The organism is Hymenobacter caeli (assembly GCF_013294115.1).
Taxonomy (GTDB): Bacteria; Bacteroidota; Bacteroidia; order Cytophagales; family Hymenobacteraceae; genus Hymenobacter; species Hymenobacter caeli.
Genome location: NZ_JABSNP010000010.1, coordinates 24476 through 40025, shown reverse-complemented (window position 1 = coordinate 40025; position 15550 = coordinate 24476). Strand labels below are relative to the sequence as shown.

At 67.5% G+C, this 15550-nt stretch carries 11 protein-coding genes; 4 read left to right on the top strand and 7 right to left on the bottom strand.

Annotation, left to right across the window (positions count from 1 at the left end; genetic code table 11):
- Positions 1-7: 7 nt before the first annotated feature.
- The 6 genes from thrS to HNP98_RS11670 form a co-directional block, all read right to left on the bottom strand.
- Positions 8-1942 (bottom strand): threonine--tRNA ligase, encoded by a 1935-nt coding sequence (gene thrS / locus HNP98_RS11695; RefSeq protein ID WP_173810264.1) that lies wholly within the window; start codon positions 1940-1942, stop codon positions 8-10.
- A 128-nt stretch (positions 1943-2070) separates the two neighbouring features.
- Positions 2071-2694: a response regulator gene (locus HNP98_RS22340; protein ID WP_173810263.1), complete on the bottom strand. Its 624-nt coding sequence runs from the start codon at positions 2692-2694 to the stop codon at positions 2071-2073.
- 291 nt (positions 2695-2985) lie between these two features.
- Positions 2986-4917, bottom strand: a complete 1932-nt coding sequence (locus HNP98_RS22220) for a tetratricopeptide repeat protein (RefSeq protein WP_173810262.1) — start codon at positions 4915-4917, stop codon at positions 2986-2988.
- 186 nt (positions 4918-5103) lie between these two features.
- Positions 5104-6237: a tetratricopeptide repeat protein gene (locus HNP98_RS11680; protein ID WP_317171103.1), complete on the bottom strand. Its 1134-nt coding sequence runs from the start codon at positions 6235-6237 to the stop codon at positions 5104-5106.
- A 59-nt stretch (positions 6238-6296) separates the two neighbouring features.
- The gene (locus tag HNP98_RS11675; RefSeq protein WP_173810260.1) at positions 6297-7259 is read right to left on the bottom strand and encodes a tetratricopeptide repeat protein; all 963 of its coding nucleotides are present in this window, start codon (positions 7257-7259) and stop codon (positions 6297-6299) included.
- Positions 7260-7268: 9 nt separating this feature from the next.
- Positions 7269-9965: a DNA gyrase/topoisomerase IV subunit A gene (locus HNP98_RS11670; RefSeq protein ID WP_317171102.1), complete on the bottom strand. Its 2697-nt coding sequence runs from the start codon at positions 9963-9965 to the stop codon at positions 7269-7271.
- A 537-nt stretch (positions 9966-10502) separates the two neighbouring features.
- Here HNP98_RS11670 and HNP98_RS11665 point away from each other — a divergent pair.
- Both HNP98_RS11665 and HNP98_RS11660 read left to right on the top strand, forming a co-directional pair.
- Entirely contained in the window at positions 10503-10934 is a 432-nt protein-coding gene (locus HNP98_RS11665; RefSeq protein ID WP_173810259.1) for a hypothetical protein, read from the top strand.
- Between the two features lie 56 nt (positions 10935-10990).
- Positions 10991-11491 (top strand): group I truncated hemoglobin, encoded by a 501-nt coding sequence (locus HNP98_RS11660; protein ID WP_173810258.1) that lies wholly within the window; start codon positions 10991-10993, stop codon positions 11489-11491.
- A gap of 79 nt (positions 11492-11570) precedes the next feature.
- Here the strand turns inward: HNP98_RS11660 and HNP98_RS11655 are convergent, their stop codons facing one another.
- Positions 11571-13505 (bottom strand): DNA topoisomerase IV subunit B, encoded by a 1935-nt coding sequence (locus HNP98_RS11655; protein WP_173810257.1) that lies wholly within the window; start codon positions 13503-13505, stop codon positions 11571-11573.
- A gap of 172 nt (positions 13506-13677) precedes the next feature.
- On the opposite strand from HNP98_RS11655, the gene HNP98_RS11650 reads away from it, so the two are divergent.
- Together HNP98_RS11650 and HNP98_RS11645 are read left to right on the top strand one after the other, a co-directional pair.
- The gene (locus HNP98_RS11650; protein WP_173810256.1) at positions 13678-14910 is read left to right on the top strand and encodes an AI-2E family transporter; all 1233 of its coding nucleotides are present in this window, start codon (positions 13678-13680) and stop codon (positions 14908-14910) included.
- Positions 14911-15006: 96 nt separating this feature from the next.
- Positions 15007-15480, top strand: a complete 474-nt coding sequence (locus tag HNP98_RS11645) for a PA2169 family four-helix-bundle protein (protein WP_173810255.1) — start codon at positions 15007-15009, stop codon at positions 15478-15480.
- Positions 15481-15550 lie beyond the last annotated feature (70 nt).

Sequence of the window (15550 nt, the reverse complement as noted above, 5' to 3'; positions counted from 1 at the left end):
GACGGCCTTAGCTGGCCGCGGCCACTTGGCTTTGCACGCTGGCAATGAACTCGGCCACCGACATGGCCCCCAAATCGCCCTCGCCGTGGCGGCGCACGCCGACGGCGTTGGCTTCGGCCTCTTTCTCCCCGACCACCAGCAAATAAGGGGTTTTGGCCATTTCCGCGTCGCGGATTTTGCGGCCGATGCGCTCGTCGCGGGCGTCCACGGTGCCGCGCAGGTCGGCGGCTTCCAACTGGGTTTTCACCTCGTGGGCGTAGTCGATGAACTTGTCGGAGATGGGCAGCACAATGAACTGCTCGGGCGTGAGCCAGAGCGGGAAATTGCCGGCGCAATGCTCGATGAGCACGGCCACGAAGCGCTCCAGCGAGCCGAAGGGGGCCCGGTGAATCATGACCGGCGTGGCCTTGGAGTTGTCGGCCGCCGTGTATTCGAGCCCGAAGCGGATGGGCAGGTTGTAGTCCACCTGCACCGTGCCGAGCTGCCAGCGGCGGCCCAGCGCGTCGCGCACCATGAAGTCGAGCTTGGGGCCATAAAAAGCGGCCTCGCCCAGCTCGGTGGTGGTGGTGAGGCCTTTTTCAGCGGCAGCTTCCTGGATGGCAGCTTCGGCCCGGGCCCAGTTCTCGTCGGAGCCGATGTACTTGGTCTTGTTCTCCGGGTCGCGCAGGGATATTTGGGCGGTGAAGTCCTTAAAATCCAGCGCGTTCAGCACGTAGAGCACGATGTCGATGACCTTCTTGAACTCGTCCTTCACCTGGTCGGGCCGGCAGAAGATGTGGGCGTCGTCCTGGGTAAAGCCGCGCACGCGGGTGAGGCCGTGCAGCTCGCCGCTCTGCTCGTAGCGGTACACGGTGCCGAACTCGGCCAGGCGCACGGGCAGGTCGCGGTAGCTGCGGGGCTCGGTTTTGTAGATTTCGCAGTGGTGCGGGCAGTTCATCGGCTTGAGGAAGAACTCCTCGCCGGGGTTGGGCGTGCGGATGGGTTGGAAGGAGTCGGCCCCGTACTTCTCGTAGTGGCCGCTGGTGACGTACAGCTCCTTGGCCCCGATGTGGGGCGTGACGACCGGCTGGTAGCCGGCCCGCACCTGGGCCTTGCGCAGGAACTGCTCGAGCCGCTCGCGCAGGGCCGTGCCCTTGGGCAGCCACAGCGGCAGGCCCGCTCCTACCCGCTCGCTGAACGCAAAGAGCTTCAGCTCTTTGCCCAGCTTGCGGTGGTCGCGGCGCTTGGCTTCTTCGAGGCGCTCGAGGTACTCGGTCAGCTCCTTGGCCTTGGGAAAGGTGATGCCGTAGAGGCGCGTGAGCTGCTTGTTTTTCTCGTCGCCGCGCCAGTAGGCCCCGGCCACGTTCATGAGCTTGGCCGCCTTGATGGTGCTGGTGTCGGGGATGTGGGGGCCCCGGCAGAGGTCGGTGAAATTGCCCTGGGTATAGAACGTAATCTGGCCGTCTTCGAGGCCGTCAATCAGCTCCAGCTTGTAGGGGTCCTGCTTGTCGGTGAAGTAGGCAATGGCCTCGGCCTTGGGCACTGCGCGGCGCACGTACTGGCTTTTGGCCTTGGCCAGCTCCACCATTTTCTTCTCGATTTCGGGGAAGTCGGTGCTGCTGATGGCGCGGCCCTCGCCGAGGTCCACGTCGTAGTAAAAGCCGTTTTCGACGGCCGGGCCGATGGCCAGCTTCACGCCGGGGTACAGGGCCTCCAGGGCCTCCGCCATGAGGTGGGCCGAGGAGTGCCAGTAGGTGGCCTTGCCGGCGGGGTCGTTCCAGGTGAGGATGCTAACCTTGGCGTGGTCGGGCAGGGGGCGGTGCAGGTCGCGCACTTCGCCGTTCACGGTCACGGCCAGGGCGTTGCGGGCCAGGCCCTCGGAGATGGAAGCGGCCAGGTCGTAGCCGGTAGCGTGGTCGGGCAGCTCGCGGGGCGAGCCGTCGGGCAGGGTGAGGTGGAGCATAAACAGGAAAATAACCGGCCGGTGGGGCCAGGCGGGGCGCAAGTTACGCCGTTCGGCAACGAGTAACCAGGCGGCGGGGCCCGGGCGCGGGGGCCGAAAGGCCGCCCAATCCCGCGCTTTGCCCCCGGCTACTTGTTGCGCGCGCGGTTCATCAGCTCGGCTTTGGAGCTGACTTGCAGCTTCTCGTACACGATGCGGATGTGGGCCCGCACCGTGTTAATGGTGACCCCGAGGCGGTCGGCGACGAGCTTGTAGCTCAGGCCCTGCTCGATGGCTTCCACCACCTGCTGCTCGCGCTGGGTGAGGGTGGCCTGGGGCGCGGCGGGCCGGAAGTAGCGGGCAATGTGCCGGGCCACGGCCGGCGACATGGGCGAGCCGCCGGCCAGCACGTCGAGCAGGGCTTTTTTGATGTCGGGCAGCGGGGTGGTTTTCACCAGGTAGCCCACCGCGCCCGCGCACAGGGCCTGCACCACGCGGTCGGGCTCCTGGTACACGGTGATGAGCACAATCTCGGCCCCGGGGGCCTGCGCCAGGATGAGCGGAATGCCCGCGATGCCGGACAGCCCCCCGGGCAGCCCGATGTCGGACAGCACCAGCCGGGGCGCGGGGGCCCCCGCGTGCAGGGCGGCCAGCAGCTCCTCGACCGAGCCCATTACCAACTCGCAGGCAAACTCCGGCTGGGCCCCCAGGTAGGTGCTGAGCACCTGCCGGATGGCGGGCTGGTCTTCGATGATGGCAAGGGAGATTTTCACGGCTCAAAAGTACCTACCCAACCCGCGCAGCGGTACTGCATGAAGATGCGGGCGCTACCGGCGAACTTAGCTGCTGGCCGTTAGCTTTTTACTGCTGGCTATTAGCTGCTAATAGCCAGCTTTTGTGCTGAATCAATAAAAGCGTACAGCAAGGTCGATGCCCGCTTACTCTTAACTCACTACATAATTACCCTTATCCATCCGTTAGCTGTGCCCCTCGGGCCCCGGGCAGCTACCTAAAAAAACAGGCGGCCGCCGCCCTGGGGCAGCGCCCGGCCCCGCACCGGGGCGCTAGGCGCCCAGCGGCAGCGCCACGCGCACGGCCGAGCCGCCCCCGGGCAGGGGCTCCCAGGCCGCGGTGCCGCCGAGGGCGGCGGCCCGCTCGGCCATGTTGCGCAGGCCGTGGCCGCTGCGGCGCGCGTGCGAGTGCCCGGCGGGCACGGCGGCGTCGTCGCGCACTTCCAGCAGCAGGCCGGCCGGGCTGCCGCCCAGGGCCAGGCGCACGGTGACCCGCGTGGCCCCGGCCGCGTGCTTGAGCACGTTGTGCAGGGCCTCTTTGTAGATGAGGTACAGGTTGCGGCGCAGCGCGGTGGGCAGGCGGCCGTCGGGCAGCGCGGCGGGGGCGTCGAACACCACCGCCAGCCCGGCCGGCACCAGCACGTCGTAGGCGTAATCGCGCAGGCGGTCGAGCAGCTGGGGCAGGTGATCGTTGTGGGCGTCGAGGCTCCACACCACGTCGTTGAGCTGGCGCACGGCCGCGCGGCTGGCCTCGGCAATCTGGCCCAGCTGCTGGCGGTGGGCGGCGGGGTCGGCCAGGTCTTCCTGCAAAAGACTGCTTTGCAGGCTGATTTGCGAGAGCAGCGTGCCCACGTCGTCGTGCAGGTCGGCGGCGATTTGGGTGCGCAGGCGGGCTTCGCGGGCGTGCTGGCGCTGGCGCGTGCGCCAGCGCCAGCCGGCGGCCCCCAGCAGGGCCGCGCCGGCCAGGGCCCCAAAGCCGGACATCTCGCGCTGCTCGCGCAGGCGGGCCACTTCCTGCGTTTGGGCCTGAAGGCGGGCTTGCTCGGTGAGGAGGCGGATTTGCGCCTGGGCCTGGCTGCGCCCGTACCCGAACTGCGCGGCGGCGGCGCGGCGGCGGGTGGCCTCGCCGGTGAGGCTGTCGCTGTAGGCCCCGTAGAGCTGCTGGTAGGCGTAGGCGTCGGCGAAGCGGCCGAGCTGGGCCGTGGCGCGGGCCAGGATTTCGGTGGCGTCGCGGCCGTTTTCGCGCGCGCCGCTGCGCTCGCTGGCGGCCAGGCTTTGCTGCGCGTAGCGGCGGGCGCTGTCGGGGAGGTCGGTGTCGAGGTAGGCGCGGGCCAGCACCAGCTCGGCCCGGGGCACCTGGTCCACGGCGTCGGCGCGGTGGGCGCGGGCCAGGATGTCGTAGGCCTGCGCCAGGGCCTGCGGGTAGCGGCCCTGGCGCTCGTTCATGTCGGCGAGGTTAATTTCTTCGAACAGCAGGCCGGCGCGGTTGTACACGGGGCGGTACGCGGCCAGGGCCTGCTCGTACTGCGCCTGGGCCTGGGCCCACTGGCCCTGCCGCCGGTACAAATCGCCGAGGCCCGAACTGGCGTGGCCCATGCCCACCCGGTCGTGGCCCTGGCGGGCCAGCGCCAGGCCCCGGGCGAGGTACTGCTGGGCCTGCGGGTAGTCGGCCAGGTAAGAGTTGGTGATGCCGAGCTGGGTGCTCAGAAACGCCTGCCCTTTGGCGTCGTGCCGGGCCTTGGCCAGGGCCAGCCCGTCGAGATTGGCGGCCACCGACTGGCCGTAGTTGCCCTGCTCGAAGTAGATGCGGGCCAGGCTGTACTGGCAGCGGGCCTGGTTGAAGCCGTCGCCCAACTGCTTGTACAGCCGCTGGGCCCGCAACGTGTAGGCCAGGGCCGGGCCGTAGGCGTTGCGCAGGCGGCAGTAGTAGCCCAGGCCGAACACGGCGGCGGCTTCGCCGGCGGGGTAGCGCAGCCGCCGGGCCAGCGCCAGCGCCTCGCCAAACAGCGCCGCCGACTCGGCCGGGGCGTTGGTGCGCAACGACAGGGCCAGGGCGTTGAGGCGGTTGGCCCGCACGGTGTCGGGGGCCGGGTGGGCCCGCACCACGGCCCGCAGCCACGCCACGCCGGGCACCGGGGGGCCCTGCCCCGCGGCCGGCACGCGCCCCCCCATCACCAGTATTATGAGCAGGAGGACAACTCTCATCAAAGGCAGTTGTTGGGAGTACTACGTTACTTAAAACGCAGAAAGTTAGCGCACTTTTCAATTGACAACCGGGGCGTACCGACCCGCACCGCCAGCGCTTCCCCCTCCTCGCCCTTTTTATAGGCAAGGCGGAAGCAGGCGAGGCTCCCCATTAACCGGCGCCCCAGCGGCTAGGGGCAGCTTGGCCTAGCGGGGCGGCAGCCCGCCCCGCGGGGCGAGCGGGGCCACGGCCTGCGCCCGGGGGCGCGCCACCGCCGGCCCGGGGTAGTACAGCGGGGCCGGGCGCAGGCTGTCGGGCAGCAGCAGGCGGGCCCGGTTGCCCACTTTCCACACCTTGAAAGTCCAGTGGGCGTTGCCCGGGTTTTCGAGCACCAGCCGGCGGTACTGGGCCAGGGCGGCGGGCAGGTCGCGGTGCTCTTCGAGGGCTTCGGCGAGCAGGGCGCGGGCCTGGGGCAGGCGCGGGTTGCGGCGCAGGGCACGGGCGAGGTGCGGGATAATTGACGCCGGCCGCTGGCCGCGGGCCCCGGCAGCCAGGGCCAGGCGGTAATCGGCGCGGTACTGGGTGGTGTCGAGGGCCAGGGCGCGGCGGTAGTGCCAGGCGGCGCTGTCGGGCTGGCCGCGCAGCTCCAGCTGGCGGCCGTAGTCGTAGTGCAGGGCCCCGGACGTGGTGTCGAGGCGCAGGCCCCGGGCGGCGTAGCCGGCGGCCTGTTCGGGGTCGCGCAGGGCGTTGCAGAGGGCCGCCAGCTGGTGCAGTATCTCGGGCTGGCGCGGCTCGCGCACCAGCGCCGCCCGCAGGTAGTCGAGGGCCTGCGCGGTGTCGGCCGACGCGGCGTAGGCCAGGCCTTTGTAGAAAAGCGCGGCGGGCTGGTCGGGGTCGAGGCGCAGGGCCCGGTCGAGGTTGTCGAGGGCGGCGGGGTACTCGCGGGCGGCCAGGTGCGTTTCGCCCACCAGCAGGGGCAGCTCGGGACCCGTGAAGCCGTTTTCGGCCGCCTGGCGGGCGGCGGCGAGGGCCTCGGGCAGGCGGCCCAGCATGCGCAGGGCCCGGGCTTGCAGAAAGTACAGGGGCCCGTCGTCGTCGCCGTCCGTCAGGGCCAGGGCATCGGTGGCGTCGCGCAGTGCGGCCCGGGGCTGGCCGGCGGCCAGGCGCAGGGCCGCCCGGCGCGTAAGCAGGGCCACGTTGCCGGGCTGCTGGCGCAGGGCCCCGTCCAGCTCGTCGGCCTGCACGCGGGGCCCGCTCTGCACGGTGGCCAGGTCCACGAGGGTATCGGGCCGCTCGGCGGGGGCCGACTGGCAGGCCGGCAAGGCCAGCAGGGCCAGCACAGCGAGCAAAACGAACGGCGCGGGGCAACGCATGCCCAAAAGTACGGCCCGCCGGGCCCTCACGGCCGCAGCGCGGCGGGCGGGGCCCCGGCCGCGCGGGCGGCCCGCTGCTGGGCCCGCGCTTGCCGGCGGGCCCGCCGGGTGGCGGCCCGCTGCAACGGCGGCAGCAGCTGCTGGCACAGGCGGTTGAGGGTCAGGTCCTCGCTGGTGTAGGTGGGCAGGCGGACGGCCTTTTGCAGCAGGGCCACGGCGCGGCGGCGGCGGCCCTGGTAGCGGTACATCCGGGCCAGGTCGTAGTAGAACGAGACCCGCGACGAATCGAGCCGGATGGCCGTTTCGAGGCTGCGCATGGCGTCGGCCACGCTGCCCCCGGGCGGCACCCCGCCCAGGATGATTTTGCTGTAAATGCGCTCCAGCACGTTGTAGTGGCCCACGCGGTACTGCCAGCGGCCCAGCAGCTGCCAGGCTTCGGGCAGGTCGGGGCGCTGGCCCACGGCCAGAAACACGTAGGAGCGCAGGTCGCGGAAGGCCGCCAGGCGGTTTTCCGACCGGTACAGCCCGGCCTGGCTGAACAGGGCCAGCGCGGCGGCGTAGTTGCTCTCGCCGCCCTCGGGCCGCAGGGCCAGGGCCCGGTCGGCGTAGCGGGCGGCGGCGTTGAAGTAGGCCGTTTTGCGGGTTTCGTCGGAGTAGCGGGCCCCGATTTTTACGCTCAGCACCGCCGACTGCCACAGGGCCAGGTAGTGCGCGGAATTAATTTTGAGCACGTCCTGGTACGCGGCCAGCGCCTCCGAATCCTTGTAGCGGTTGAGGAGCCGGGCGGCTTCGAACAGCTTCTGGCGCACGGCCGGCGGGTCTTCGCCCAGGGTTCCGGCCGGGGCGGGCGGGCCGGCCGCGGGCTGCACCACCGGCGGGGGCGCGGGCGGCACGGCCGGGGCCTGGGCCGCCGCCGGGCCCGCGCCCAGGCCGGCCGCCAGCACGGCCAGCCTCCCCCACCCCGTCACGCTTGGCCCACTGCCCCCCATCTTACTCCGCTAAAACAGCCCCAGCTGCGCCTTGGTGCGGCCCGTGGCCACCTCCCGGGCCTGGGCCACCTCCTCGTCCGTCACGGCCACGGCCGCGTCGTCGGCCGGGGGGGCGTCGGCCGCGCCGCGCTTGCGGGCCTCGCGGCGCTGGGGCTCGGGGCCCTCGTCGGTGAGCAGGGCCAGGCTGTGGATTTTGTAATAGCTCAGCTTGTTGCCCATCGCCTTCCAGCCCTTCACGTCGATGAACTCGTGCAGGCCGAGCTGCTCGGTTTCCTTGTCGCCTTTCTTGTCCTTCTGCGCTTTTATTTCCACCAGCGGCTCGGGGTGGGCCGTCACGGCCAGCAGCTTCGAGCCCTTGGTTTCGGTGATAAAGGTGAAGGGTTTGCCCAAGGTGCTGGTTTCGATTTTGAACCGCTTGACGTAGTGCGTCTTCGTTTCGCCTTCCACGTACACCGCGCTGAGCACCGTGTCGGGGTCGAACTTGCGCAGCAGCACGAGGTTGGGCACGTCGAAGTGCAGGGCCGGGGCCGGGGCCTTCAGCTCGTACGAGCCGTCGCGGTACGCCAGCAGCAGGGTGTCGTCGGTGTCGAAGGCCCCCAGGTAGCGGCCGTGGCCGGCGGTGTTGAGGCGGCCCACCACGGCGTCGAAAAACGTTTCGCGGCCGCCCAAGGTGCTGTCGCCCCGGCTTTTCTGGGTGATTTTTTTGATGGGCTGCTTGGTCACGATGTTGCCCATCGAGCCCTTGCCCTTGATGGCCAGCTCGGCAAAGTCGAAGTCGAACTGCTTCACCCGCGCCGGGGCCTTGTCGGCGAGCAGGATGGTCACCACCTCGCTCTCCGAGTTGGGGTTGGCCGTGAGGTACAGCGTTTTGGTGCCCTTGGTGCCCTTGGTCAGGTCGTAGCTTTTGTCGCGGGTAATGCCCGACACCAGGAAGCGCTTGGCGAAGCTGATGCCGCTGGCCCCGTCCACGTAGACCATGTTGTACACCAGCCGGTCGTCGTTCTTGTTGTACACGCCCACGTGCAGCAGGTCCTTGCCCACGAAGGTCTTTTCCGCGATGCGCGACACCGTGAACGTGCCGTCGCGCCGGATGGCGATGATGTCGTCCAGGTCGGAGCAATCGGCCACGCTCACCGCGCTCTCGTCCTTTTTCAGGCCGTAGCCCACGAAGCCGTCCTGGTAGTTCACGTACAGCTTCTGGTTGGCCACGGCCACTTTCTGGGCCGTCACCACGTCGAAGGTGCGGAGCTGGGTTTTGCGCTCGCGGCCCGCGCCGTACTTCTTCAGCAGGCCCTCGAAGTAGGCCACGGCGTAGCGGGTGAGGTTGGCCAGGTGGTCGGCCACTTCGGCCAGCTCGTCGGTCAGCTTTTGCAGGTACTCGTCGGCCTTGAAGCCGTCGAACTTGCTGATGCGCTTGATGCGGATTTCGGTGAGGCGCGTCAGGTCGTCGGCCGTCACGGCGCGGCGCAGCACGATGCGCAGGTCGTTGGCGCGGGGCTTCTCCCCTTCCACGCGCACGAATTTCTTCAGGCCCGCGTCGATGGTGTCCAGGATCTGCTCCCAGGTTTCGGCCTCCTCGATGCGGCGGTAGATGCGGTTTTCGATGAAAATCTTCTCCAGCGAGGCGTGGTGCCACCGCTCCCACAGCTCCGCCTGGCGGATTTCCAGCTCGCGCTCCAGCAGGCGCACGGTGGCCTTGGTGCTCAAGCGCAGCACGTCCTCCACGCCCACGAAGCGGGGCTTGTCGTTGATGATGACGCAGGTGTTGGGCGAGATGCTGATTTCGCAGTCGGTGAAGGCGTAGAGCGCGTCCATCGTGAGGTCGGGCGAGACGCCGGCCGGCAGCTGCACCTGGATTTCGACCACCGCGGCGGTGTTGTCCACCACCTTCTTAATCTTGATTTTATTGGCCTCGCTGGCCTTCACGATGCTCTCCATGAGCGCCGTGGTAGTGGTGCCGTAGGGAATGTCGCGGATGACGAGCATCGTTTTGTCCACCTTCTCAATCGTGGCCCGCAGGCGGATTTTGGCCCCCCGCATCCCCGAGTTGTAGTGCGTGGCGTCGCACAGGCCCCCGGTCGAGAAGTCGGGCAGCAGCTGCACCTCCTTGCCGCGCAGCACCGCGATGCTGGCCTGGCACAGCTCGCGGAAGTTGTGGGGCATGATCTTGGTGCTCAGGCCCACGGCGATGCCTTCCACGCCCTGGGCCAGCAGCAGCGGGAACTTGACGGGCAGCGCCACGGGCTCGCGCTTGCGGCCGTCGTAGCTGAGCTGCCACTCGGTGGTGTCGGGGTTGAACACCACGTCGAGGGCAAACTTGCTGAGGCGGGCCTCGATGTAGCGGGGGGCCGCCGCGCCGTCGCCGGTGCGCACGTCGCCCCAGTTGCCCTGGGTTTCGATGAGCAGGTCCTTCTGGCCCAGGTTCACCATGGCGTCGCCGATGCTGGCGTCGCCGTGGGGGTGGTACTGCATGGTCTGCCCAATCACGTTGGCCACCTTGTTGAAGCGGCCGTCGTCCATCTCGTTCATGGCGTGCAGGATGCGGCGCTGCACGGGCTTGAGGCCGTCCTCGATGGCGGGCACGGCCCGCTCCAGAATCACGTAGGAGGCGTAGTCGAGGAAGTAGTTCTGGTACATGCCGCGCACCGTGGCCACGTCGTGGATGACCTCGCCGGGCGCGAACTTGGGGTTTTCCTCTTCCGGCACCTCTTCGGCGGCCAGGGGCTCGTTGTCGGCGGTGAGCTGGGCGGCGAGGGCCTCGTCGCCGGCGGCCAGCCCGGCGTCTTCCTCTGCGGCGGGCGAAAACGCGCCCAGGTCAAAGTCGACCGAATCGCCGGCCTGGAGGTGTTGGTAGGGGTTGGGTTCCGACGCGTCGGAGGCGCGGGGCTCGTCGGCGGGGAACAGCGAGGCGGGGCCGGGGGTAAGGGGTGTATCCACGAAGAGCAAACGGGTGAGCGGCAAGATGCGGTCAAATGTACCGGCGGCGGCGCGGCGGCGCAACCCCTGGCAAGGCCGGCCGGGGCCGGAAAGTTCCGCCCGCCGGGGGCAAAAGCGCCCGCCGGGGCCCCGCGCGCCCACCCGGCGCGGGCAGCCCGGGGCCCGCTGCCGGCCGGGGCCCCGGCCCCGTTGGCCGGACGAATTACAGCATTCGCCGAAATACCTATTGAAATAACATCTTTACAGGCAATCATTGCCACTGAGTTCAATCAGCGCATTTATGAATAGTATTTAACCAATAATTTTATGTCTGCTCTATTACGTCGCGGCTGGGTGGTGGGGCCCCTGGCCCTGCTGGCCTGGGCCAACTGGGAGGCCCCCGCCCTGCACAGCTACGCCGCCCCCATCGAGCTGGTGGCCTGGCAGGTGCCGCACCTGCCCACGGGCCCCGCCGCCGAGGCTTTGCGCGCGCACCTGGCCGCGCAGCCCGGCGTGCGGGCCTGCGCCCTGAGCGCGGCCACGGGCACGGTGTCGTTCGTGTACCGCCCGGGCGAGGCCACGGAGGCCGGCCTGCGCCGGGCGCTGGCCGGGGCCGGCCCCTACGCGCCCCGGGCCCTGCCCGCCGCCCCGGCTCCGGCCCCCGCGGCCCGCCAGTGCCCGGTGCCCGCCGGCTACGTGCTGGGCCTGGAGCGCCTGCGCTTTGCCCTCAACCTGCGCCGCTTTTTCGTGGCGGTGTAGGGCCCGCTTTGCTTGTTTCTCACTTTTTTTAATTTATCCCCCAACCATTTTTACCCATGAAAATCTTTTTACCCGTCCGCAAGAGCCTGTTGGCCGGTGCGCTGCTGCTGGCGGCCACGGCGTGCAGCAAAAGCAGCGACCCCGCCCCGGCTCCGGCCCCGGCCCCCGCCACCCTTTATTCGCGCCTGGGCAACGTCGATGGCGTGTCCAAGGTCGTGGACTCGTTCCTGGCCAACGTCATCGCCGAGAGCCAGACGTCCAACTCGTCGCTTAAGCGCACGTTCAACCCGCTCCTGACGTCGGGCAACGCCCAGCGCGTGACGCTGCTGCGCGACAACCTGATTGACCAGATTGGGCAGGCCACCGGGGGCCCCCTCGTGTACAAAGGCCTCACCATGACGGCCGCCCACAAAGGCATGGCCATCACCACCCAGGAGTTCGGCGTGTTCGGCGTGGCCTTCACCAAAGCCCTGACCGACAACGGCGTGAAGGACCCGGAAAAGACCGAGCTGCTGACCATTATTACCAGCCTGCAAAGCCAGGTGGTGGGCCAATAAGGCTGGCGGCTTTCAACGCAAAACGCCCCCGCCCGAACATTCGGGCGGGGGCGTTTTGCTGGGGCCAAACCAGGGCCGCCTAGGCCAGGTCGGCTTCGGCTACTTCGGCCACGGGCAGCGCGTCGCTGGTCACGAGGTCTTTTTCCAGGCGCAGGTTTTCGATGATGAACTGCTGGCGGTCGGGCGTGTTCTTGCCCATGTAGTAGGTGAGCACCTGCTGGATGCTGCGGTCGGACTGCAAAATGACGGGCTCGAGCTTGATGTTGTCGCCGATGAACTTGCCGAACTCGTCGGGCGAAATCTCGCCCAGGCCCTTGAAGCGGGTGATTTCGGGGTTCTTGCCCAGCCGGCGCATGGCGGCCTGCTTCTCGCCCTCGTTGTAGCAGTAGATGGTTTCCTTCTTGTTGCGGACGCGGAACAGGGGCGTTTCGAGGATGAACACGTGGCCGTTACGCACCAAATCGGGGAAGAACTGGAGAAAGAAGGTGAGCAGCAGCAGCCGGATGTGCATGCCGTCCACGTCGGCGTCGGTGGCCACGACGACCCGGTTGTAGCGCAGGCCGTCCATGCCTTCCTCGATGTTGAGGGCGTGCTGCAAGAGGTTGAACTCCTCGTTCTCGTACACGATTTTCTTCTTCAGCCCGTAGCAGTTCAGCGGCTTGCCGCGCAGGCTGAACACGGCCTCCAGCTCCACGTTGCGGCTCTTGGTGATGCTGCCCGAGGCCGAGTCGCCCTCGGTGATGAAGAGCGTGGTGAGCAGCTCCTTTTCGGCCTCCTTGGTTTCGCCCAGGTGCAGGCGGCAATCCCGAAGTTTACGATTGTGCAGGTTGGCCTTTTTGGCGCGCTGGTTGGCCAGCTTTTTCACGCCGGCCATGTCCGTGCGCTCCCGCTCGCTCTGCTCGATGCGCTTCTTGAGGGCTTCGGCGGTGGCGGGGTTCTTGTGCAGGAAGTTGTCCAGCTCCTCCTTCACAAAGTCGAGCACGAAGCCGCGCACCGTGGGCCCGTCCTCGCCCATGTTGATGCTGCCGAGCTTGGTTTTGGTCTGGCTCTCGAACACGGGCTCCTGCACCCGCACTGACACGGCCGCGATGATGGAGGCCCGGATGTCGGAGGCGTCGTACTTCTTGTTCTTGTTCGCTTTGGCGTAAAACTCCTGCACCGTTTTCACCACCGCCTCGCGGAAGGCGGCCAGGTGGGTGCCGCCCTGGGTGGTGTACTGCCCGTTCACGAAGGAGTAGTACTCCTCGCCGTAGTCGTTGCCGTGGCTCAGGGCCAGCTCGATGTCGGGGCCCTTGAGGTGGATGATGGGGTAGCGCAGGTGCTCCACGTCGGCCTTGCGGCCGAGCAGGTCGCGCAGGCCGTTTTCGGAGAAGTACTTCTGGCCGTTGTAGTTGATGATGAGGCCCGCGTTGAGGTACACGTAGTTCCACATCTGGTTTTCGAGGTACTCCGGGATGAAGCGGTAGTTCTTGAAAATGGTGTCGTCGGGCTGAAACGTGACCAGCGTGCCGTTGCGCTGCGGCGTTTTCTGGGGCTTGGGGTCCTGCACGAGCTGGCCCCGGGCAAACTCGGCCGACTTCATGAGCCCTTCGCGCACGCTCTGCACCAGGAAGTAGCCGCTCAGCGCGTTCACGGCCTTGGTGCCCACGCCGTTGAGGCCCACCGACTTCTGGAACACCTTGGAGTCGTACTTGCCGCCGGTGTTGATTTTGCTTACCACGTCCACCACCTTGCCCAGCGGAATGCCGCGGCCGTAGTCGCGCACCTGCACGCGCTGCTCCGATATTTTGATGTCGATGGTGCGGCCGTGGCCCATCACGTGCTCGTCGATGCAGTTGTCGATGACCTCCTTCACCAGCACGTAAATGCCGTCGTCGTAGGCCGAGCCGTCGCCGAGCTTGCCGATGTACATGCCGGGCCGCAGGCGGATGTGCTCGCGCCAGTCGAGCGAGCGGATGCTGTCTTCGGTGTAGCCGTGGGCGGGGGCCGCGGGGGTAAGTTCGTCGCTCGTCATAAAAAATCCGTAGGAGGCAATTACTGGGTAAAATAACGCACAAAACGGCGGCCGGCCGCCGGCCACGCTGCCAGGCAGCTTAGCCGGCGGCCGCCAACCCTGTTAGCTATTTCGTAACCACCGGCCGGCGGCACTTGGTTCGCCCGGGCCCCGCCGGTTCACCTTCTTCGCCATGCCCCCCTCCCCTACCCCCACCGCCCCGCCGCGGGTGCTGCCGCCGCCCAACAACCTGAACGCGCCGCGCAACATCCCCTCGCCGTTGCAGCACCAGGCCCCGGCCCCCATCAAGCAGTCGCCGGTGGTGCAATACACGTTCCTGCTCATCGGCCTCACGCTGCTGGTGTACGTGCTGCACACGCTCGACAGCATTTTGCTGCCCATCCTGTTCGCGGCGCTGCTGGCGGTGCTGCTGCTGCCGCTGGCCGCCCGCCTCGAGCGCTGGAAGCTGCCGCGGGTCTGGGCCATCGTCGTCACGCTGCTCATCGTGGTGGTGGCCCTGGTGGCCATGTTTTACGGCTTCGGCGCGCAGATTGCGAGCCTGCGCACCGAGCTGCCCAAGCTGGAGGCCCGCTCCATCCTGTACTTCGACCAGGCCCAGCAGTGGGCCAGCCAGCGCTTCGGCTACCAGCCCCTGAGCAAAGAGCAGCTGATTGACCAGTCGATGGACTCGTTCAAGTCGTCGGCCGGCGGCTACCTGGGCTCCACGCTCAGCACCACGGCCGGCATCCTGAGCGTGACCACGCTGGTGCCCATCTACATTTTTTGCTTCTTGTACTACCGCGACCACATGCGGCAGTTCCTGTTCCGCTTCGTGACGCCCAACAAGCGCACCAGCGTGCTGCACACCATGGACGACATCCAGACGGTGGTGCAGGCCTACATCCAAGGCCTGCTCACGGTGATTGTGATTGTGTCGGTGCTCAATTCCATCGGCTTGCTGCTGCTGGACGTCAAATTCGCCATTTTCTTTGCCGTGTTTGCCTCCGTGCTGGCCATCATTCCCTACATCGGCATCATGGTGGGCTCGGCCATCCCGGCGCTCGTCACGCTCGTCGACACCGGCTCGCCGGCCAAGGCCCTGGGCGTGGTGGGCGTGTTTATGTTCGTGCAGTTTTTGGAGGGCAACTTCATTACGCCCATGATTACGGGCTCCAAGGTGAGCATCAACCCGATGGCGGCCATCATCGCCCTCATCCTGGGCGGCGAGCTGTGGGGCACGCCGGGCATGATTTTGAGCATTCCGCTGGTGGCCGTGCTCAAGGTGGTGTTCGACGCCAACCGGAGCATGGAGCCCTGGGGCTTTTTGCTGGGCGACCTCAGCGACGGCACGGAGCTGAAGTCGGCCAAAGTACCGGCGAAGGACAATTTCTTTAAACGGCTCTGGCTGCGCATCAAACCCGTTTAGGGGCCGTTCCGGCGCAACCCCGCGCCGGGCTTTTCGTACAAGGAAGCAGGTAGTTTACCTTCCTTTTCTCACTTCACATCTAACTCACTGACCACTATGGCAACGCTTGCTGACAACACCGCCCGGGCTTACAACGACCTGGTAACCATCAACGAAACCTCCACCAAGGGCTACCAGGAAGCCGCCGAAGGCGTGACCAGCCCCGAGCTAAAAGCCCAGCTGGCCCGCCTCTCGGAGCAGCGAGCCCAATACGCTTCGGCCTTGAGCCAGCACGCCCAGCAGTTTGGCATTCCCGCCGGCCACGAAACCACCGTGGAAGGGGCCCTGACGGATGCCGCCGCCGCCGTGCACCGCGGCTGGATTAACATCAAATCGGCCGTGACCGGCCAGAGCGACGCCGCCATCCTGGGCGAGTGCGAAACCGGCGATGCGGCGGCCCTCAAGGCCTACGAAACCGCGCTGCAGAGCAACGACCTGCCCACCGAAGCCAAAACGGTGCTGCAAAAGCAGCACGACGAAATCCTGAGCGCCAAAAATCAGGTGACCCAGTGGAAAGGCCAGGCCAAATAGGTTTGGACAGCCGGTGGACAAGCCAAATTTTCTTGTTCCCAACGGCTTGTTGCCAATTTTAAAAAAAGCG